The organism is Paramixta manurensis, from assembly GCF_013285385.1.
Classification (GTDB): domain Bacteria; phylum Pseudomonadota; class Gammaproteobacteria; order Enterobacterales; family Enterobacteriaceae; genus Paramixta; species Paramixta manurensis.
Map to the genome: position 1 here is coordinate 1,335,897 of NZ_CP054212.1, position 20,605 is coordinate 1,356,501.

Genomic DNA, 20,605 nt, shown 5'->3' on the forward strand with positions numbered 1-20,605 from the left:
CGCTAATATTTACGCCAGCTTACCTACCGCCCACGCAATCCCACTGGCATACTCCGGCGGCAAGCGGGGCGTCAGGCCTTGTAACGCGGCGGCGAGGGCGGTTGGGTCAGGATGGTTCAGGTTCAAATGCCCCACTTTACGTCCCGCCCGCACCTCTTTTTCATACCAATGCAGATGCACCAGTGGCTCCTGCAACCAGGCAAGATTGACCGCAGTACCAATGAGATTCACCATGACCGATGGCGCACTGACCACCGGTTGCGGCAGAGGTAGATCCAGCACCGCGCGAAGATGCAGTTCGAATTGGCTGATGGAGGCGCCATTTTGCGTCCAGTGGCCGCTATTATGCACGCGCGGAGCCAGCTCATTGATCAATAAGCCTTCCGGCACCACGAAACACTCCATCGCCATTACGCCAACATAGCCTAACTCATCCATGATGGCGGTCAGCATCCGCTCTGCCTGTTGCTGTTGAGCCGGGTTTGGCTGCGGGAATGCCACGCTGGTACGTAAAATGCCGTCCTGATGCAGGTTATGAGTCAACGGATAAAACACCGTTTTCCCCTGCCGGCTACGCGCGCCAACCAGCGACACCTCACCGGAGAAGGCGATGCCCTGTTCAACAATGCAATTACCATAGCACTCGGTAGGCAGAGTGCCGGTTTCAGTCGCGCGTAAACGCCACTGACCGCGCCCGTCATAGCCGCCGGTGCGGCTTTTCACAATTGCCAGTTCACCCAGCGCAGCGAAAACCTGTGGCCACTGTTCGGCGCCAGCCAGTAATTGCCAGGGCGCGGTCGCCAGCCCCAGCGAATCCAGCAATTGTTTTTGCGTTAAACGGTCGGCGAGACGTGGGAAAATATCCCGGTTAACAAACTCAGGGTGACGCGCCAATTCACGGGTTAACGGCGTTTCCGGCCAGCGCTCTATTTCGGCGGTAATCACGCTTTGCTGTTGCGGCAAGCTTTCGGGTTCTGCATCCAACCCTACCGGATAAACGGCAATGCCTAATGGCTCGCCCGCCTGGCGCAGCATACGGCCGAGTTGACCGTTGCCCAACACACAAACTGGCTTCATGCGTCCTCCCGCGGGTCCGGATGATTCAAAACCTCATCGGTTTGCGCCTGACGCCACTCGGCAAGACGCTGGGCCAGCGCCGGGTCGTGGATTGCGAGGATCTGTGCCGCCAACAGCGCAGCATTCGCCGCGCCAGCCTTGCCGATCGCCAAGGTACCAACCGGGATCCCACGCGGCATTTGCACAATAGAGTACAAACTATCCACGCCGCTTAATGCCGCACTTTGCACCGGTACGCCAAGTACCGGCACCAGCGTTTTGGCGGCCAACATACCGGGCAGATGCGCCGCGCCGCCTGCGCCCGCGATGATCACCTGAAAACCGTTATCTGCTGCGCTCTCAGCAAAACTAAACAGTTTGTCAGGCGTACGATGCGCGGAAACCACCTCAATATGGCAGGGAACGGACAAACTATTTAGAACTTCCGCAGCGAATTGCAGGGTTGCCCAGTCACTTTTGGAACCCATAACGATGGCAATACGAGCCGGGGCGGCGTTGGATGACATGCGGATTTGACTCCTGTGATTGTACAAACTTCACCCAGGCGCGTTTACGCACGGGCTGAGAAGGGCACAGAGAATAGCATGACTCGACGGCAAGGAAAACGGTTGCGTCGAGGGAAAACGCCAGCTTTTCGGCGACAAAAATCGCTTAAAACGGAAAAGAAATCAGGCTGACGCCTTGCGCATCAACCTGAATCATTGAGCCTTGTTGATGCCATGCGCCCAACACCACGCGCTCCACCACTTCACCCTTCAGATTGAGCGAATGGACCGCCGGACGATGCGTATGCCCGTGGATTAACCACTGCGCCTGATAGCGTTCGAACGCATCCTGCACTGCCGCAGCGTTGACATCCATTATTGCTTCAGATTTATGGCGATTGGCTTGTTGACTGTCGGCCCGCATCCGCGCGGCAATGCGCTGCCGGATAAAGAGTGGCAGCGCCAAAAAGAGCTTTTGCAGCCAGCGCTGATGCACTTTTTGGCGAAAGCGTTGATAGTTAGCATCATCGGTACATAACGTATCGCCATGCATAATCAGGATTCGTTTACCGTACAACTCTAGCAACTGCTCTTCCGGTAACAACGTCATGCCGCTGGCGTGGGCGAAACGGTGGCCGAGCAAAAAATCACGGTTACCATGAATGAACCACACGGGTACACCTTGCTGCCGTACGGCCAACAGCGCGGCGGCGATCTCGGCGTGAAGGGGGTTGGGATCATCATCACCGATCCAGGCTTCAAACAGATCGCCCAGAATGTACAGCGCGTCGGCCTGTGGCGCTTCGCGCTGTAAAAAACGCAGAAAACCGGCAGTAATTGCCGGTTCTTCCTGACACAGATGTAAATCTGCGATAAATAGCGTGCGTGACATTACTCGCTAACGGTCACTTTCTGGATCACCACGTCTTCTTTGGGTACATCCTGATGCATACCGCTACGACCTGTGGAGACAGCTTTAATCTTTTCCACTACATCCATGCCTTCCACCACTTCGGCGAACACGCAGTAACCCCAGCCTTGCAGGCTCTCATCGCGGAAGTTCAGGAAATCATTATCGGCAACGTTAATAAAAAACTGCGCGGTGGCGGAATGCGGCGCTGAAGTACGCGCCATTGCCAGCGTACCACGGGTGTTTTTCAAGCCATTATTGGCTTCGTTACGGATTTCTTCTTTGGTGTTTTTCTGCTTCATGCCGGGCTCGAAACCGCCGCCCTGAATCATGAACCCGTTGATCACACGGTGAAAGATGGTGTTATCGTAGAAACCTTCACGGCAATAATCCAGGAAGTTTTTAACTGTTGCCGGCGCTTTATCATCAAAGGTTTTGATCACGATATCGCCATGATTCGTCTGGAAAGTAACCATTATCTCGTCCTGTAAAGGTTGGATTATTGAACATCGCAGCCCATAGCGCTAAGGCCGGGCATTTTTACCAGACGCTCCTTATATCATAATTTCGCGCGGTACGTCAGCAAGGCATCGGTTGTCTACCGTTATGCCTTTCCTTGCATTACATCGCGCTTATGTGAAAAATACGTCACAATGTCCTGCCAATTCAGTTTCGTTAACCCGCACACGTCAATACGGAATGTTTCAATGCTAAAGATTTTCAATACCCTGACTCGCCAAAAAGAGGAATTTAAACCGATCCATGCCGGCAGCGTTGGCATGTATGTGTGCGGCATTACCGTTTACGATCTGTGCCATATTGGGCATGGGCGTACTTTTGTTGCTTTTGACGTGGTCGCGCGTTATTTGCGTTATTGCGGTTATTCACTGAAATACGTGCGTAACATCACCGATATCGACGATAAAATCATTAAACGTGCTAACGAGCAGGGCGAGAGCGTGGAAGCGCTGACCAACCGTATGATCGCTGAAATGCACGCGGATTTTGCTGCGCTGAATATTCTGCCGCCCGATCTGGAACCGCGCGCCACGCGCCATATTGATGAAATCATTGAATTGGTGAGCAAGCTGATTGCGCGTGAACACGCCTATGTTGCCAGTAATGGCGATGTGATGTTCGCGGTTGATAGTGATCCGCAGTATGGTTGCCTCTCTCGCCAGGATCTGGAGCAGTTGCAGGCAGGCGCGCGCGTTGAAGTTGCCGATGTTAAACGCAACCCAATGGATTTTGTGTTGTGGAAAATGTCCAAAGCCGATGAGCCAAGTTGGCCTTCACCGTGGGGCGCCGGTCGCCCAGGCTGGCATATTGAATGTTCGGCAATGAACTGCAAGCAGTTAGGCGAACATTTCGATATTCACGGCGGCGGTTCCGACCTGATGTTCCCGCACCACGAAAACGAAATCGCGCAGTCAACTTGTGCTCATGACGGCCCCTATGTGAACTACTGGATGCATTCCGGCATGGTGATGGTTGACCGCGAAAAGATGTCCAAATCATTGAATAACTTTTTCACCGTGCGCGATGTTTTGCAGCATTACGATGCGGAAACCGTGCGTTATTTTCTGATGTCCGGCCACTATCGCAGCCAGTTGAACTACGGCGAAGATAATCTAAAACAGGCACGCGCGGCGCTGGAGCGTCTTTACACCGCGCTACGCCATACCGACGCGAATGCAGCGGTGGCGGGCGGAGAGGCGTTTGAAGCACGTTTCCGTGCGGCAATGGATGATGATTTTAATACGCCAGAAGCCTATTCAGTGCTGTTTGACCTCGCACGTGAAGTTAACCGCCTGAAAAGCGAAGATAGCGCGGCAGCCAACGGGCTGGCGGCGCGTTTGCGTCAGGTGGCGAGCGTCATGGGGCTGTTGGAGCAAGATCCCGAGCAGTTTCTGCAGAGTGGCGCCCAAACTAACGATGATGAAGTGGCGGAAATTGAAGCGCTGATTAAACAGCGCCTTGAGGCACGCCAGGCGAAGGATTGGGCGATGGCGGACCATGCGCGCGATCGCTTAAATGAGATGGGCATTGTGCTGGAAGATGGCCCGCAAGGCACCACCTGGCGCAGGAAATAGCAAAAAAAAGCCGGGTTTCAAACCCGGCTTTTTTTATGCGGTGACGGTAACACGATTACCGTCGAACTCGACCGTTTGACCCGCAAGGATTTTGCAGCGCTTACGCGTCTCAACGGCGCCATCAACGCTAACATAGCCATCGGCGATCAGTGATTTCGCCATTGCGCCGCTTTCAACCCAACCTTCCAGCTTGAGCAGGTCGCACAGGTCAACGTGCGGATGTTTACCTAAAGAGAATGTCGCCATTATGCTCCCTCGCTATCGTGATACTCTTCACACGCTTTCAGCGTATTCTCAATTAATGTGGCAACGGTCATCGGGCCAACGCCGCCTGGCACTGGCGTGATGTAAGATGCGCGTTCTGACGCCGCATCAAAATCTACATCGCCCACCACCTTACCGCTTTCCAGACGATTAATTCCCACATCGATAACAATCGCTCCGGGTTTAATCCATTCGCCAGGAATAAAACCCGGCTTACCAACGGCAACGATCAATAAATCGGCATGCTCAATGTGATGACGCAAATCCTTCGTGAAGCGGTGGGTAACGGTGGTGGTACAACCCGCCAGCAGTAACTCCATACTCATCGGCCGCCCGACGATATTTGAGGCGCCGACCACCACCGCATTAAGGCCATATGTATCAATATTATAGCGCTCAAGCAGTGTGACGATGCCGCGCGGCGTACAAGGGCGCAGCTTAGGTGCGCGTTGGCATAAACGCCCGACGTTATAAGGATGGAAGCCGTCAACGTCTTTATCCGGCGTGATGCGTTCCAGTACTTTGGTGTTATCGATACCGGCTGGTAACGGCAGTTGCACCAGAATACCGTCGATTTCACCGTCGTTATTTAGCGCATCGATTAAATCGAGTAGCTCCGCCTCGGACGTGGTTGCCGGGAGATTATACGCCCGAGAAACAAACCCCACCTCTTCACAGGCCCGGCGCTTATTAGCGACATAAATTTGCGATGCCGGGTTTTCTCCCACCAGTACCACCGCCAGCCCCGGCGCGCGTTTACCGTTGGCCAGCCGTTGTTTTACTTTTTCGGCAACCTCAAGTCGCACCTGCTGCGCAATCGTTTTACCATCAATAATTTTTGCTGCCATCAGAGAGGAAGTCCACAGTGTTAAGTTAAATCGGGGAATAGGTCTATTTTGTCAGAAGCGTGCGCTGCTGTCAGTCTCTGTTTAGTTGGTATTCATTCTGATGACAGGGATTTGGTCCTTATTGGGTTAGTTAAAACGGTGCTTTTTAGGCCATAGCCTGGAGGAGGGGAGGTGTTAGCGATATTTTTGCAAAAAGTCTTTACGCGTGCCGGTGGTTACAACTTCAGCGAAACATTTTTTTGGACGGTAAAGTCGTTGACTCAACCTCAACTGACCGTATAATTCGACGCATTCACTATGCGCCCTTAGCTCAGTTGGATAGAGCACCGGCCTTCTAAGCCGTAGGTCACAGGTTCGAATCCTGTAGGGCGTGCCATTCTCACTTCTTCTTGGACTGACCCCGCCCCGGTAGACGATCCTGTTCAGGATATCCTGCTCTTCTTCGGTGCGCTTGAGCTGCGACCGGAGCTTGAGGATCTCGCTTTTGGCTTCGAGTAAAACCCGGGCATGCTGTTCGCTGTTGTCGGGTTTAATAGCCCGTAACTATTTGTAGAGGCTGTGCGTAGACATGCCCAGTCGGTCGGAAACTTCAGCAACACAATAGCCGCGTTCCGTGATTTGACGGACGGCCTCTTCTTTAAATTCAGGTGTAAATCGTGGTGTGCCCATAGCGTTCTCCTATGCTCAAAATATACATCAGGATCGTCTATCGAGGCGGGGGCAGTTCACTCCTTTTAAAGAGGCAGAATTATAAACCAGTTTTGCAACACTTCACAGCGTGGCTTACCGTTATCCCTTTTTGGTGGATTAAATGTAAAAAAACCGCCCGGGGCGGCCTTTGTGATGGCAGTTTTTACTTCGAAACTAAAAAACCTAACGGGCTCATCGTGTTTGGATTAAGCTGCTTAAATTCACCATTGAAATAATAAGTGAGACAGCATGAAGCCTGATGTAAATTACACCTTCCACCATTTTGGCATTCCATTGCAAGACGGCTTGCTTGAAGGAACTCACAGCGAAAAGGCTGGAATGTATACCACCGATAATCCCGGTCAGTTCCGGGTCCAGTGGCACAGGTTCACTGATGATTCACCGCTACATCATCTAATCAAAACAGTACCACATGTGGCGTTTAAGGTTGATAACCTGTCAAAGGCCATCGAAGGAGAAGAAATTATCCTGGGACCATATGAACCCATTGATGACTTCTTTGTTGCCATGATTAATGATAATGGCGTTCCTGTCGAGTTAATTGAAACCATGCTGACAGACGATGAGATATGGGGAAGAGCAAGGTCCGGACAAGGTGACTTGTACCGCAAATGACAGCATGTAGAGCTGTTGTAAAAGAGGCTCTCAATTAACTATCTGATAATCCAGCAAAGCGAAATTTTGCGCTTAGGCTGCAAATCGGTGCTGCTCTTCAATAAGCGGCTGGCGGTGGTTGCGGTCAAACATACAGGTAAGCTCAGCCTCTTTGCCCTCTGATTCTTTGCTGCTCAACAAGCTTCTGAAAGAAGGAGCGATCACTGAACAACAGACAACGCAATATAGGTCAGCGGTTGATAGTGCTTCGCCACGCTGTCATTCATCTTTTCTGTCGGGTCGGGACGTTTAAAAGTGATGTGAACACTCCCCTTTCGGAAGTCGCGTATTACGGACATACTCATCCTCGAAACAGAAATGAAATCCCCACCGGTCATAACTAACCAGCCCGTCAATGATGATCTTCTTTCCGAACTTACACGGACTGTTACTCTTATCGTCCCAGCTCAGTCCTTTAAATACGTTGATTATTCCGCGCAAAGGCTGACAACCATGTGGCTGCTACCACACATTCCCTCACTCACTTTTCAACGCGGTGACTATCACATTATTGTGAAATTAGCCATCGTCATGCTCTTATTATTTGCAATACCTTTCAGCGATAAATCTGAAAGTTGCACGTATTCTTACTTTAACCATTTGAGGATCCCCGGTCTTGAATGATAAGATGCTCAATAATGTAAACAAATGTTATTAAGTGTTTTCGTAATGTAAATAACAAAAATATGGATCAGGGATGAGAGATTTATATCCGGCGTGGGTATTACTGGCATTTAGTCAGTCAATCTTTGCCGCCCCTTTGTCACCTGGTGACAAAGAGAGTATCGATCAACAGCAGCAGCAATTATTGCGGCAAAACCAGCTGCAGCGAGAGTCACTGGAGCGCGCCACGCCCATTGTCCGCCCGGCTGCGCCGGTGCTGCCCGCCGCGCCTTCGGGGCCCTGTTTTACTGTCCATCGCATCATGCTGGATGGCACTACGCTCATCGATGCACGCCAACAGCAAAAATTAGTGCAACCCTGGCAGGGTCAGTGCCTGGATATGGCGCGAATTAATGAACTCACTAATCGCGTTTCCGACTGGTACATCAGCAGAGGATATATCACCAGCCGCGCTTTCCTGACTGAACAAGATTTACGTTCCGGGGAATTACGCTTAGCTATTCTGGAAGGCAAGCTCGAAAAAATCCGCATGGACGGCGCGCCAGCGCGCGAGCTCAAAATGGCGTTCCCGGGCCTTGAAGGGGAAATACTTAATCTGCGCGATATTGAACAAGGCATGGAGCAGATTAACCGCACGCGCACCACGCCTGTTCAGATTGAAATATTGCCGGCGGATAAGCCAGGCTGGTCGGTGGTGCACCTTACCGCCACGCCGGAATTTCCGCTGTCGGCCTCCGCGAGCTTCGATAACAGCGGGCAAAAAAGTACCGGCATCGGGCAGATTAACGGCGGCCTGACCGGCAACAATTTGCTGGGCCTGGCCGACAGCTGGTTTGTCAGCGGCGGGCGCAGTAGCGCGTTTTCGAATGCAAAAGACGCGCAGAATTTTGCCACAGGCGTCAGCGTGCCCTACGGCTACAGCCTGCTGGACTACAGCTACAGCTGGAACAACTACCTCGCTACCCTCAATAACAACGGCTACCTCTGGCGCTCGGGCGGCGATACCGAAACGCACCGCGTCAATCTCTCGCACGTGCTGTTCCGCAATGGCGATATTAAAACCGGTGTCTCCGTGGGCCTGAGCCACCGCATCAACCACAACTATCTCGACGATGTGCTGCTGAAAAGCAGCAGCCGCAAGCTCACCAGCCTGCTGTTTGGCCTGAACCATACCCAGAAAATAGTCGGCGGCGTGGCAACGTTTAACCCGACTTTCAGCCGCGGCATGCCGTGGCTCGGTGCGGAAAGCGACGGCAGCAAAAACGGTGATTTACCAAAAGCGCAGTTCCGCAAATGGAGCCTGAATGCCAGCTTCCAGCGCCCGGTGGCTGACAATCTGTGGTGGCTGGCGAGCGCCTACGGGCAGTGGACGCCAGACCGCCTCTACGGCAGTGAACGTATGACTATCGGCGGTGAAAGCTCGGTGCGCGGCTTTAAAGAGCAGAGCATTTCCGGCGATAACGGCGCGTACTGGCGAAACGAGCTCAGCTACACCCTGTTTATGCTGCCGGTTATCGGCCAGGTCAGCGCGCTGGCGGCCCTCGACGGCGGCTGGTTGCATTCCGACAAGCGAGATCGCTATTCGGCAGGCACTCTCTGGGGCACCGCCGCCGGGCTCGGTATCACCAACAGCCATGTTTCCAGCTCGTTCACCGTTGGTCTGCCCCTCGTTTATCCGGACTGGCTAGGCCCGGATCACGTCACTGTTTACTACCGTGTTGCCGTCGCATTTTAAAGGACTATTAGCATGCATCAGCCTCCCGTTCGCTTAACTTACCGCCTGCTCAGCTATCTGGTGAGCGGCCTGCTTGCGACGCAGCCTTTGCTGCCAGTCGTTGCCGCCACGCTGACGCCAACGGGCAAGACCTCCAAAGATAAAGCGGCGAACGGCGTGCCGGTCGTGAGCATTGCGACGCCGAACGGGGCCGGGATTTCGCACAACCAGTTTAAGGATTACAACGTCGGCAAAGAGGGGCTGATCCTCAATAACGCCACGGGTAAGTTCAATCAGACGCAGCTTGGCGGGCTGATTAGCGGCAACGCCAACCTGAAAGCGGGCAAAGAAGCGAAAGGCATCATCAACGAAGTGACCGGTGGCAACCGTTCACAGCTGCAGGGTTATACCGAAGTGGCGGGCAAAGCGGCGAACGTGATGGTGGCGAACCCGTATGGCATCACCTGTAACGGCTGCGGGTTTATCAACACCCCGCAGGCCACGCTGACTACCGGCAAACCCGTCTTTGACGCTAGCGGTAATTTACAGGCGCTGGACGTGAAAAAAGGCAGTATCACCATTGAGGGGCAGGGGATTGATGCCAGCAGCAGCGATGCGATCGATATCATTTCCCGCGCTACCGAAGTGAACGCCGCCATTCACGCTAAGGATTTAAACGTGGTTGCCGGTGCAAATCGGGTGAGCGCCGATGGCAGTGTGCAGGCGCAGCAAGGCGAAGGTGCCTCGCCAACGGTAGCGGTGGATACCGGCGCGCTGGGCGGGATGTACGCCAACCGCATCCGTCTGGTGTCCAGCGAGAAAGGCGTCGGCGTTAACCTCGGCGACCTGAATGCGCGGCAGGGGAATATCACTCTGAATGCCAATGGCAAACTCACCGTTCACAACAGCCTCGCCAGCGGGGCGTTGTCCGCCAAAGGTGAAAGCCTCGTCCTAATGGGCGATCACAAAGCCAGCGGCAACATGACGCTCAACAGCCAGGGTGACATGCTACTTCGCAACGGTTCGCTGAACAGCGATGGCTCTCTGGCACTGAACGCCAACGGTACAATTTCTCACGCCAATGAAAAGCTGACCGCCGGACGTGATGCGACGCTCACCGCGAAAAACATCAGTCAGGATGCCGCCAGCCGAACCGATGCGGCCAGGAAAATTACGCTAAACGCCACCGATGAGGTGACCTCCGCAGGCTGGATGACCGCAGGACAAGACCTGGCGGTGACGGCGACATCGCTTAACCACAGCGGCGCTCTGGTGGCGGGTAACACTCTGTCGCTTACGGCGGCCAGCCAGACGTTGAACGGAGCGATAAACGCCACGGAAGATATCCGTATCAGCGGGCAGAACGTGACCACCACGGCAGCGTCGCAAATTCAGGGGAAAAACCTGACCTTTGCCGCCAACCAACTGGAGCTGAAAGGCATCCAGGCCGCGAGATCGACGCTGAATGTGGACGCCCGCGAAAAACTGACCCACAGCGGCAAAAGCAGCGCGGCATCGCTCAGCCTCAACGCGCCCGATCTTACCAACAGCGGCGTGCTCGTGGCTTCCAGCCTGAACACGCAGTCACAAACGCTGGCTAACAGCGGCTTGATGCAGGGCGACGCCGCCTTGCTGATTGGCACGCAAAAGCTGGACAATCAGCAGAACGGCACACTCTACAGTGCGGCGAATCTGACGCTGGCTATTCAGGACATTCGCAACAGCGGGCTTATCACCAGCGACAAGGGCCTGGTGCTGACGGCTACCGCGCTGAGTAACCCAGGCAAAATCATCGCGGACACGCTGAATGTCAAAGCGATCACGCTGAGCGGTGACGGCCTGTTGCAGGGAACCGGCGCGCTGACGCTGGCTGGTGACTCGCTATCGCAGGGTGCCAGCGGGCGCTGGCTGACGGCGGGCGATCTTTCTCTCAGCGGTAAAGCGCTGAATACCGCTGGGATCACGCAGGGCCAGAACCTCACCGCTCAGGCGGACAGTTGGACCAATAGCGGCTCCCTGCTGGCTACCGGCAATCTTAACGCCACGTTGGGCACCTCTCTGCTCAACAATGGCGAGCTAATGAGCCAGGGCCGCATCAGCCTGAACGCACCAACGCTGACTAACCACGGCAGTCTCCTCGCGGCAGACGACCTGTCGCTCACCGGCACGGCATTTACCAGCGATGGCATGCTTCAGGGCGACACGCTTTCGCTGCGCCAGAATAGCCTCGACAACAAGGGCACGATGATTGGCCTGAATGGCCTGACGCTGAACAGTACGGACGCGCTTAACAACAGCGGTGACCTGCTGAGCCAGAAGTCACTGACGCTGAGCGCGGGAGACGTGACCAACAGCGGTCGGCTTCAGGGGCAGAATATCACGCTGGACGGTTCTTCTCTGAATAACAGCGGCACAATTCAGAGCGCGCTGGATTTAGCCCTGACCCTGAGTGGCGACCTCATCGCCGCCACCGGCAGCAAAATCACCGCCCTGGGCGACGCCCGTCTTGCAGGCAAAGCGCTGAGCAACCAGGGATTAATCAGTGCGAAAACGCTGGAGGTGAAAGGGGATTCACTCAGCAACGGCGGCGAAATCAGCGGCGTTAACGGCCTGAACGTGACGTTCAACGGCAACCTGCAACAGCAGGGCAAAATGCTGACCGGCGGGCTGCTTAACGTCAAAGCCAGGGACATCATCAACAGCGGACAGCTTCAGGGCGCGGATACCCAAATCAGCGCCAGCTCGCTTACCAATAGCGGGCGCGTGCAGGGCGACAGCGGCCTGACACTCATCTTACTGGATGCGCTGACCAACCAGGCCAGCGGCGTGCTGCTCAGCCAGAACGCGTTCAACCTCACCGCGCCGGTACTGACCAACGACGGCGCCATTCAGGGTAACGGTAAAACGACGCTCAGTGCGGCAACGCAGGCCCGCAACGGCGGTAAAATTCTCTCCGGCAGCGACCTGACGTTCACCACGCCGGACTACAGCGGCAGCGGCTGGCTGCAGGCGACGAACCTGGTGCTGAACGTGGCGAAGCTTGCCAGCAACGGCACAGTGATGGCGGCGAATCAGGCGACGCTTACCGGTAACAGCCTGACCAACGGCGGCACTTTGCAGGCCGCCCGGCTGAACGTCAACACGCAGACCGTGATCAACAGCGGCACCTTACTCGGTAATCAGGGCCTGACGCTCAAAGGGAACAGCCTCAACAACTCGGGCGGGAAGTTGTTCAGCGGCGGAGATATGCTCGCCGAAATGGTCTCCCTCAGTGGCGCAGGCCAACTGGTGGCGCTCGGCAACCTGACGCTGAAGCTCACCAACAGCTTTATCATGCAGGGCATTATCGCCGCGCACAGGCAGCTCGCCATCAGCAGCCAGGGCGATGTCACTAACGGAGCCACATTGCAGGGCAACGGCATCACGCTGGCTGCTGCGGGCAAGCTGACCAACAACGGCCAACTGACCGCAGGCAGCGGTACCACGGCCTTAAGCGGCCGTCAGATTGCGATGAACGCCGGTGGTTCGTTGCAGGCAGGCGGCGACGTTAATCTGACCAGCCAGAGCAATATCACCCTCGACGGCTTTACTGGCACGGCGGGCAGCCTGGCGTTAACGGCCGCCGGATCGATCATCAACACCGCGCTGCTGTATGCGGGCAACAACCTCTCGCTGTTTGCCAACAGCATCCAGAACCTGCGCGGCGATATGCTGGCGGGCAACAACCTGGTGATGCAGAAGGACGCCCGCGGCGCGGCGAACGCCGAAGTGATTAACACCTCCGGGAATATCGAAACCACCAATGGCGATATCACCATTAAGACCGGGCATTTGCTGAACCGGCGAGATGGTCTGACGGTCACGCGCGTGGTCACTTCCGGTAGCAGCAGCGGTACGCTGACACCTCTTCCTCCGAATCAATGGTGGGAACTTCGAACCGACAATGATGGCCCTTACCTTCTGGTCTGGAAGCTTATCGGTGTTCCGCCTGCGCAGGAATACCGGATACAAACCGGTGATAAAGAGGTGGTGACCATTACCGCCAAAGGAAATGCCGGACGAATTGTCAGCGGCACCGATATGAAGATAACTGCCGGGCGTCTGGAGAACGAAGCGGCTTTTATTCTGGCAGGTAACGATATGTACCTACAGGGTACGACGCTGAACAACCAGAGCTGGCAGGAAGGAACGTCGGTAGATGAAACGGTGTGGACACTGGACAGCAGTCGCCGGTATGTCTGGGGTCCCTATGAATGTGAAGGCTACCGTCTGACGTCCCGGCAACTCACTACGCCTGATGGACTGCTGTACCGTGGTGTGATCAGCGCGGGTGGGATGATTGATGCGGTGTTCTCTTCCGATATCAGTAACACCACCACCACAGCGAGGGCCGGGGGGATTTCTGGTCGTTTGCATGCCCCTGCACTCAACGCCCTGGCGCCGCAGCGAATTGCAGAGAGTCTGGATGCGCAGGCGCTGGCGAATGCAGACTCCGCCAGCGTGGATGCTCCACAATGGCAGGACAGTATGACGGATGCGTTACAACCCATTGATGGTATCGGTTTAGCAACTGGCGGTATAGACGGCAACTACCCGCTGCCTTCCGGCAACAACGGCTACTTCGTACCGTCCACCGACCCCGACAGCCCGTATCTGATCACCGTTAACCCCAAACTCGACGGCCTGGGCCAGCTCGATTCGTCGCTGTTTGGCGATCTGTATAAGCTGCTCGGTATGAGCCCGGGCGCGGCCCCGCGCGAGACGGGCAGCCAGTACACCGATATGAATCAGTTCCTCGGTTCGTCGTACATGCTGGATCGCCTTAACCTAAATCCGGACAAGGGCTACCGCTTCCTCGGCGATGCGGCGTTTGATACGCGCTATGTGTCGAATACCGTGCTGAGCCAGACCGGGACGCGCTATATCAACGGCATCGGCTCCGACCTCGACCAGATGCGTTACCTGATGGATAACGCCGTCGATGCGCAGAGTTCGCTCGGCCTGAAATTCGGCGTGGCGCTGACCGCCGACCAAGTGGCGGCCCTCAATCACAGCATTCTGTGGTATGAAACCGCCACCATTAACGGCCAGACCGTGATGGTGCCAAAAGTGTACCTATCACCAAAAGATGTCACGGTGCAGAGCGGCAGCGTGATTAGCGGCAACAACGTGCAGCTGGCGGGCGGCAACGTCACCAACAGCGGCAGTTCGTTGCTGGCGCAGAACGGGCTTGCCGTCGACAGCAGCAACAGCCTGAGCAACCTGAATGCCGGGCTTATCAGCGCGGGTGGCGGCCTGAATCTGAGTGCGCTGGGCGATATCAACAACATCGGCTCGGTGATGTCCGGTAAAACCGTCCAGCTGGAAAGCACCGGCGGCAGCATCAACAACATCACCCAGACGCAGCAGTGGAGCGTGGACGGTGAAAGCCGTCGCGGCAGTGTGCATATCAGCGGCACCGATGTCGGACAAACCGCCTCCATCAGCGCCAGCGATGGCCTGGCTATGGCGGCGGCAAAAGACATCAACATCACCGGCGCGAACGTGGCCGCAGGCGGCGAGCTGGCGATGGGCGCAGGTAATGACCTGAACCTGAACGCGGCAGCCAACGGGCAAAGTATCCGCACGGGCGGCAGCGAAAGCCACACCAGTAGCGCCGACAGAACCACGATATCAGCGGGAAGCAATGTGACGCTGGTGGCCGGACGCGACGTTACCGGCCAGGCGGCGGGCATCGCGGCGGAAGGGAACGTTGGTATCCGGGCCGGGCGTGATGTGAACCTGCTGGCGGAAGAAACCGTGACCGGCAGCAGCTCGCACGCGAAAAAGAAAACCGTTATCGACGAATCCGTACGCCAGCAGGGCACCGAAATCGTAAGCGGCGGCAACACCACGATTATTGCCGGACGTGACGTGAACAGCGGCGCGGCGCAGGTAATCGCCAGCGGGGATATCGGCGTGGCGGCAGGCCGCGACGTAAACCTGACGACGGCGACGGAAAGCGACTACCACTACAAAGAGCAGACGAAGACTAAAAAAGGGTTACTCAGCAAGAAAACGACCCACACCATCGGGGAAGACAGCGCGACCCGTGAGGCAGGCACTCTGCTTTCCGGCGATAACGTCACCGTGCAGGCGAGCAACAACCTGCTGGTAAAAGGCTCTTCCGTGGTGGGTGACAACACTGTGGTGCTGGGCGCGGGCAACAACGTCGATATCGTGGCGGCCACCAACACTGATTCATCGTGGCGCTTTAAGGAAACGAAGAAGAGCGGCCTGATGGGCACCGGCGGCATCGGCATCACCGTCGGCAGCAGCAAAACCACCCATGACCTGCGTGAGGCGGGCACCACGCAAAGCCAGAGCTTCAGCACCGTCGGCTCGACGGGCGGTAACGTGGTTATCGCTGCCGGAAACCAGGCGCATATTGGCGGCGCAGACCTGATTGCCGGGAAGGATATGAGCCTCAGCGGCAGCAGCGTCATCATCGAGCCGGGCCACGACAAACGCACCCGCGATGAAACCTTTGAGCAGAAGAACAGCGGGCTGACAGTGGCGCTTTCGGGCACCGTCGGCAGCGCGATCAACAATGCGGTCAAGGCGGCGCAGGACACCAGAGAGGAGAGCGACGAACGTCTGAAGGCGCTTCAGGCCACCAAGACCGTGCTTTCCGGCGTGCAGGCAGGGCAGGCGGCTGAGGCGGCAAACCTGACGGCCGACCCGAATGCGATGGGCGTCAGCCTCTCGCTGACCACGCAGAAATCCAAATCGCAGCAGCATGCCGAGAGCGATGCGGTGGCGGGCAGTACCCTGAACGCGGGCAATAATCTTTCCATCACCGCCAACGGGAAAGGCAAAGGCCCGAACAGTGGCGATATCGTGATTGCCGGAAGCCAGTTGAAGGCAGGCGGCGACACGCTGCTGGACGCGAAGAACGACGTCATTCTCAGCGGCGCGGCCAACACTCAACAGTCCAGCGGCAAGAACAGCAGCAGCGGCGGTGGTGTGGGCGTCAGCATTGGTGCGGGAGGTGGCAGCGCAGGTATCAGCGTGTTTGCCAACGTCAACGCGGCAAAAGGCAAGGACAAAGGCAACGGCACCGACTGGACGGAAACCACGATAGACAGCGGCAAGACCGTCACCATTAAGAGCGGGAACGACACCGTGCTCAATGGAGCGCAAGTCAACGGTAATAAAATCGTGGCTGATGTGGGTCACGACCTGCTGATGCGTAGCCAGCAGGACAGCAACAAGTACGACAGCGAGCAGACCAGCGTGGCGGCGGGCGGCAGCTTCACCTTCGGCAGCATGACCGGCTCCGGCTACATCAGTGCCAGCCAGGACAAAATGAAGAGCCGCTTCGACTCGGTGGCTGAGCAGACCGGGATGTTTGCCGGTGATGGCGGCTTCGATATTACCGTCGGCAATCATACCCAACTTGATGGCGCGGTTATCGCCTCCACCGCCACGGCGGATAAAAACAGTCTCAATACCGGGACGCTGGGCTTCACTGATATCCATAACGAAGCGGATTTTAAAACTGAGCACACCGGCATCAGTATCAGCGGCGCGGGCAGCTTTGGCGACCAGTTTAAGGGCAACATGCCGGGCGGGATGATTGCGGAGGTGGGCAACAGCGGTCATGCGGAAGGCACCACGCAGGCTGCCGTGGCTGACGGCGCCATCACCATCCGCGACAAGGACAATCAGAAGCAGGACGTGGCGAACCTGAGCCGGGACACCGAACGCGCCAACGACAGCATCAGCCCGATTTTCGACAAGAAGAAAGAGCAGAACCGGCTGAAGGAAATCGGGATGCTCAGCGATATCGGCGGTCAGGTGGCGGATATTGCCCGGACGCAGGGTGAGCTGAATGCGCTGAAGACGGCGCAGGATAAATACGGGCCGGTTCCGGCGGATGCGACGGAAGAGCAGCGGCAGTCATATCTGGCGAAACTGCGTGACACGCCGGAATACAAAAAAGAGCAGGAAAAGTTTGGTACGGGCAGCGACATTCAGCGCGGTATCCAGGCCGCCACCGCAGCACTGCAGGGGCTGGCGGGCGGGAATATAGCGGGGGCACTGGCCGGCGCTTCGGCGCCGGAGCTGGCGCATCTGCTGAAATCAACGGAGGGTAATCCTGCCGTTAATGCCATCGCACATGCGATTCTTGGTGGCGCGGTTGCCGCGCTGCAGGGTAACAGTGCAGCTGCAGGGGCGACTGGCGCAGGAGGCGGAGAGCTGGCGGCACGCGCTATCGCCAGTATGCTCTATCCGGGCGTGGATAAATTATCTGAAGAACAGAAGCAGACAGTCAGTGCACTGGCGAGTATATCAGCGGGTATGGCAGGCGGGATCGCGGGTGGAAATATCGCAGGTGCGGCTGCTGGGGCTGCTGCCGGGAAGAATGCGGTTGAGAATAATGCGTTGAGTGATGGTTGGAACAATATCCTGCCATCCGGTGCAATAGATTACGGCCAGTCGGTGCAGTCCTATGTGAAATACGCACAGGATAATAACCTGCCGCCTGAACAGGTGCAGGCAGGCCTGGCGCAGATGGTGAAAGGCGATCTGCCGGAAAGCGCAGATATCATTAAAGCTATCCTGAGCAATAACCCCGGTTCAGATACCGTAATGGCGGTGTTATCAGCGGAAGATGCGAAGGATTACGCACTGGCGCTGCTGACGTCGATCCCGGCAGAAAAAGCGTTATCGCTGGTTGGTAAGGCTACCGGTGTTATCTCGAATAAGATTCTGATCAGTGCGGCGGAAAAAATATCGACGGCGAAGCCAGGTAAACAATTTACTGCGCCAAGAGATCTGAATGAGCAGGTATTGTGGAATCAGGTTGAAAAAAATCCGTCAGGTGGTCACCCGTTAAAAGGAATGAATACTGATCCTCGTTTCCCAACCAGCGCGGGGTTCCAGAAAATGGCTACTAATCATACTCTTCCAGATGGAAGTAATATTGAAATTCATTATCAATATAATGCTGTCACAAATAAGGCTTATGACGTAAAAATTGTCACACCTAAACGTTCAGATTTACAACCAGGGCCTTCTTTGAGGGAAATGCCATGAAGATAAGAAACCAATTTGCAAGGCAAACAGTAGATATTTACGCCATTTACTGGATTGGGGAAAATACCTATTTTTATGGTCTTCCTAAGGGAAATGGTGGGCTTACTGTTTATAAATTAGAAAACGGTATAGATATAATTGATCCTAATCTGGATGGGGATTTTATTTATTATAAAGAAGGGGTTTTTTATAAACCATTGATAGAGGAAAAGCTTTTGGATGATCTTCTTGAATACGATGAAACAGCCTACAACCGGTTCCTTGAGATCCTGAAAGCAAAGGGGCGGGTAGATCCCGACTTCTATTAAACATCAAATAATCCCGACCAACGGCCGGGATTTTTACTTTAAAGGTCAGCCCTTGCCCCGCTTGAGGCAGTCATAGCGGGGCGACTCCCGTCTGATAACCGGAATATTGCCGGTGTCGTTCAGCGCCCCCGGAAAGTCCTTAATCCACTGGATCATCTTCTTTTTGCTGAAGTGTGTGATGCTTAAGCTCTCGGCGCAGCCCCACAGCTCGCGGCTGTTCTGGGTGGTGATCACAATGCAGTCGGGCATTACCCGGATTTTTATCGGCATACCCGGCGTAAAGCCCGCCTGTGAAATCCTCGTTGATGGATGCCGTTCTGGGGCTGATACCGGAGGAAGAGCGGGTGCAGTACAGCGCCATTGTAAGTATCCCTGCAAAACGCACCATGCACTTTTAGAGATCTTCCGACATACTGTTTATGTCCCCTGAGGAGATCGTCATGCGCAAAGCCCGATTCACCGAGCACCAGATCATCACCGTTCTGAAGTCCGTCGAAGCCGGACGCACCGTCAAAGATGTCTGCCGCGAAGCGGGAATAATGGCCCGGAACTGATCTCAGTGGCGCTGGCGCAGTGGACCGAAGAACATGGGGTAATGCAGAAATTTATCAAGCCAGGTAAGCCGACACAGAACGCGTTTATCGAGCGCTTTAACCGGACGTACCGGACAGAAATCTTGGATTTTTATTTGTTCAGGACACTGAATGAAGCACGGGAAATCACGGAGCGCTGGCTGGCCGAATATAACAGCGAGCGACCTCATGAATCCCTGAATAATCTGACGCCGGAAGAATACCGGCTGATGGCTGAAAACCCGGAAATCTCAAAAAGTGCGTGGAACTAAAACAGGTGTACTTACAACTTCAACCCGGCAGATTTGCTCATCCTGTCTTATAGTTATGTGATGTAGATCACTTGAAGTTAGCCTGGAGAATCACATGGATAATAAAATTGTACTTATCACCGGGGCCGGAAGCGGGTTTGGAAAAGAAAGCGCTTTTTTGCTCGCCAGGCAAGGCTATGAGGTTATTGCTACCACAGAAACTGTGGCTCAAATCCAGTCTTTAAAGGATGAGGCTAAAAAAGAAGGGCTCGATATTCGGGTTGAAAAACTGAATATCACCGATGAAAATGATCGGTTACTGGCTGCCGAATGGGATATTGATATCTTGCTTAACAATGCAGGTATATCTGAAGGCGGAGCGGTAGTAGATCTGCCGGAAGATAAACTCCGGAGCCAGTTTGAGGTAAATGTATTCGGCACGATTCTTCTAACCCAGCATATTGTCCGCCGGTTTATTGAGAAAAAACGGGGGAAGATTGTATTTGTTTCCTCCGTGGCAGGAATTACCACTGACCCGTTTACCGGCGCTTATTCAGCGTCTAAACACGCCCTGGAAGCCTTTGCCGAGGCATTAAATAAAGAGGTCCATGAGTTTGGCGTTCAGGTAGCAACCGTTAACCCTGGCCCTATTCTTACCGGTTTCAATGACCGGATGTTTGAAGCGTGGAAACACTGGTGGGTTGAGGATAAATACCACACCGTCTTCGACTATGAAAAAATCTCTTTTCCTCACGAGCAGTATCATCCCCGACAGGTATCGGAGCTTATCGTCAAGGTGGTGACCGGGGAAGTTGATACTTACCGGAACGTTGTCCCGGCAGAGATTATTGCCGATACCAAAAAACAGATGGATGAAGTCTGGAACCGCAAAGTGCATCAGCAAGCAGAGCGCGACCCACTGGTGCAGAAGTCATATGAGATTGCGCCGGAGACCCCCAACGGGAAATAAACTAGAGCGAAATTGAGCGTTTATTACCGCCTGCGGGCGGTTT

The 20,605-nt window shown here is 55.1% G+C and carries 14 protein-coding genes, 1 tRNA gene and 3 pseudogenes; 9 read left to right on the forward strand and 9 right to left on the reverse strand.

All coding sequences use genetic code 11. The features are described from left to right. Nucleotides 1–9: 9 nt before the first annotated feature. From purK to ppiB, 4 genes are all read right to left on the reverse strand, one after another. The gene (purK, locus tag PMPD1_RS06490) at nt 10–1,077 is read right to left on the reverse strand and encodes a 5-(carboxyamino)imidazole ribonucleotide synthase (RefSeq protein WP_173633274.1); all 1,068 of its coding nucleotides are present in this window, start codon (nt 1,075–1,077) and stop codon (nt 10–12) included. Further along, nucleotides 1,074–1,583, reverse strand: a complete 510-nt coding sequence (gene purE, locus PMPD1_RS06495) for a 5-(carboxyamino)imidazole ribonucleotide mutase (RefSeq protein ID WP_173633275.1) — start codon at nt 1,581–1,583, stop codon at nt 1,074–1,076. Before purE ends, purK begins: the two co-directional genes overlap by 4 nt. 145 nt (nt 1,584–1,728) lie before the next feature. Continuing rightward, nucleotides 1,729–2,454, reverse strand: coding sequence for a UDP-2,3-diacylglucosamine diphosphatase (lpxH, locus tag PMPD1_RS06500; RefSeq protein ID WP_173633276.1), 726 nt, complete (start codon nt 2,452–2,454; stop codon nt 1,729–1,731). Beyond that, on the reverse strand, nt 2,454–2,948 hold the full coding sequence (ppiB, locus tag PMPD1_RS06505; RefSeq protein WP_173633277.1) for a peptidylprolyl isomerase B: 495 nt from the start codon (nt 2,946–2,948) through the stop codon (nt 2,454–2,456). Before ppiB ends, lpxH begins: the two co-directional genes overlap by 1 nt. Before the next feature lie 231 nt (nt 2,949–3,179). Between ppiB and cysS the strand changes: the two genes are divergently transcribed. Then, nucleotides 3,180–4,565, forward strand: coding sequence for a cysteine--tRNA ligase (gene cysS / locus PMPD1_RS06510; protein WP_173633278.1), 1,386 nt, complete (start codon nt 3,180–3,182; stop codon nt 4,563–4,565). Nucleotides 4,566–4,598: 33 nt separating this feature from the next. Here cysS and ybcJ read toward each other — a convergent pair whose 3' ends face one another. After that, on the reverse strand, nt 4,599–4,811 hold the full coding sequence (ybcJ, locus tag PMPD1_RS06515; protein ID WP_173633279.1) for a ribosome-associated protein YbcJ: 213 nt from the start codon (nt 4,809–4,811) through the stop codon (nt 4,599–4,601). Further along, complete coding sequence (gene folD / locus PMPD1_RS06520; protein ID WP_173633280.1) at nt 4,811–5,677, reverse strand: bifunctional methylenetetrahydrofolate dehydrogenase/methenyltetrahydrofolate cyclohydrolase FolD; 867 nt, start codon at nt 5,675–5,677, stop codon at nt 4,811–4,813. Before folD ends, ybcJ begins: the two co-directional genes overlap by 1 nt. Before the next feature lie 299 nt (nt 5,678–5,976). On the opposite strand from folD, the gene PMPD1_RS06525 reads away from it, so the two are divergent. Then, nucleotides 5,977–6,053: transfer RNA gene (locus tag PMPD1_RS06525), tRNA-Arg, on the forward strand. A gap of 41 nt (nt 6,054–6,094) precedes the next feature. Here the strand turns inward: PMPD1_RS06525 and PMPD1_RS06530 are convergent. Next, nucleotides 6,095–6,346 (reverse strand): annotated as a pseudogene (locus PMPD1_RS06530) (transposase); the annotation flags it as partial. Nucleotides 6,347–6,616: 270 nt separating this feature from the next. On the opposite strand from PMPD1_RS06530, the gene PMPD1_RS06535 reads away from it, so the two are divergent. Next, nucleotides 6,617–7,003 (forward strand): hypothetical protein, encoded by a 387-nt coding sequence (locus PMPD1_RS06535; RefSeq protein WP_173633281.1) that lies wholly within the window; start codon nt 6,617–6,619, stop codon nt 7,001–7,003. A 200-nt stretch (nt 7,004–7,203) separates the two neighbouring features. Here the strand turns inward: PMPD1_RS06535 and PMPD1_RS06540 are convergent. Then, nucleotides 7,204–7,480, reverse strand: a pseudogene (locus PMPD1_RS06540) (DUF4942 domain-containing protein); the annotation flags it as partial. A gap of 259 nt (nt 7,481–7,739) precedes the next feature. Here PMPD1_RS06540 and PMPD1_RS06545 point away from each other — a divergent pair. From PMPD1_RS06545 to PMPD1_RS06555, 3 genes are read left to right on the forward strand one after another with little or no spacing between them, the layout of a single operon-like run. Next, nucleotides 7,740–9,401, forward strand: coding sequence for a ShlB/FhaC/HecB family hemolysin secretion/activation protein (locus PMPD1_RS06545; RefSeq protein ID WP_173633282.1), 1,662 nt, complete (start codon nt 7,740–7,742; stop codon nt 9,399–9,401). A 12-nt stretch (nt 9,402–9,413) separates the two neighbouring features. Next, a complete protein-coding gene (locus tag PMPD1_RS06550; protein ID WP_173633283.1) occupies nt 9,414–18,461 on the forward strand; it encodes a hemagglutinin repeat-containing protein in 9,048 nt (3,015 codons plus the stop codon). After that, nucleotides 18,458–18,769: a hypothetical protein gene (locus tag PMPD1_RS06555; protein WP_173633284.1), complete on the forward strand. Its 312-nt coding sequence runs from the start codon at nt 18,458–18,460 to the stop codon at nt 18,767–18,769. Before PMPD1_RS06550 ends, PMPD1_RS06555 begins: the two co-directional genes overlap by 4 nt. Nucleotides 18,770–18,814: 45 nt before the next feature. Here PMPD1_RS06555 and PMPD1_RS06560 read toward each other — a convergent pair whose 3' ends face one another. Next, a complete protein-coding gene (locus PMPD1_RS06560) occupies nt 18,815–19,039 on the reverse strand; it encodes a SymE family type I addiction module toxin (RefSeq protein ID WP_435529712.1) in 225 nt (74 codons plus the stop codon). A 170-nt stretch (nt 19,040–19,209) separates the two neighbouring features. Between PMPD1_RS06560 and PMPD1_RS06565 the strand changes: the two genes are divergently transcribed. From PMPD1_RS06565 to PMPD1_RS06575, 3 genes and pseudogenes are all read left to right on the forward strand, one after another. Further along, entirely contained in the window at nt 19,210–19,323 is a 114-nt protein-coding gene (locus PMPD1_RS06565) for a transposase (RefSeq protein WP_173633285.1), read from the forward strand. Next, a pseudogene (locus tag PMPD1_RS06570) lies at nt 19,305–19,613 on the forward strand (integrase core domain-containing protein); the annotation flags it as partial. The gene PMPD1_RS06565 and the pseudogene PMPD1_RS06570, both read left to right, overlap by 19 nt. Before the next feature lie 94 nt (nt 19,614–19,707). Continuing rightward, complete coding sequence (locus PMPD1_RS06575; RefSeq protein WP_173633286.1) at nt 19,708–20,562, forward strand: SDR family oxidoreductase; 855 nt, start codon at nt 19,708–19,710, stop codon at nt 20,560–20,562. The last annotated feature ends 43 nt before the right edge of the window (nt 20,563–20,605 follow it).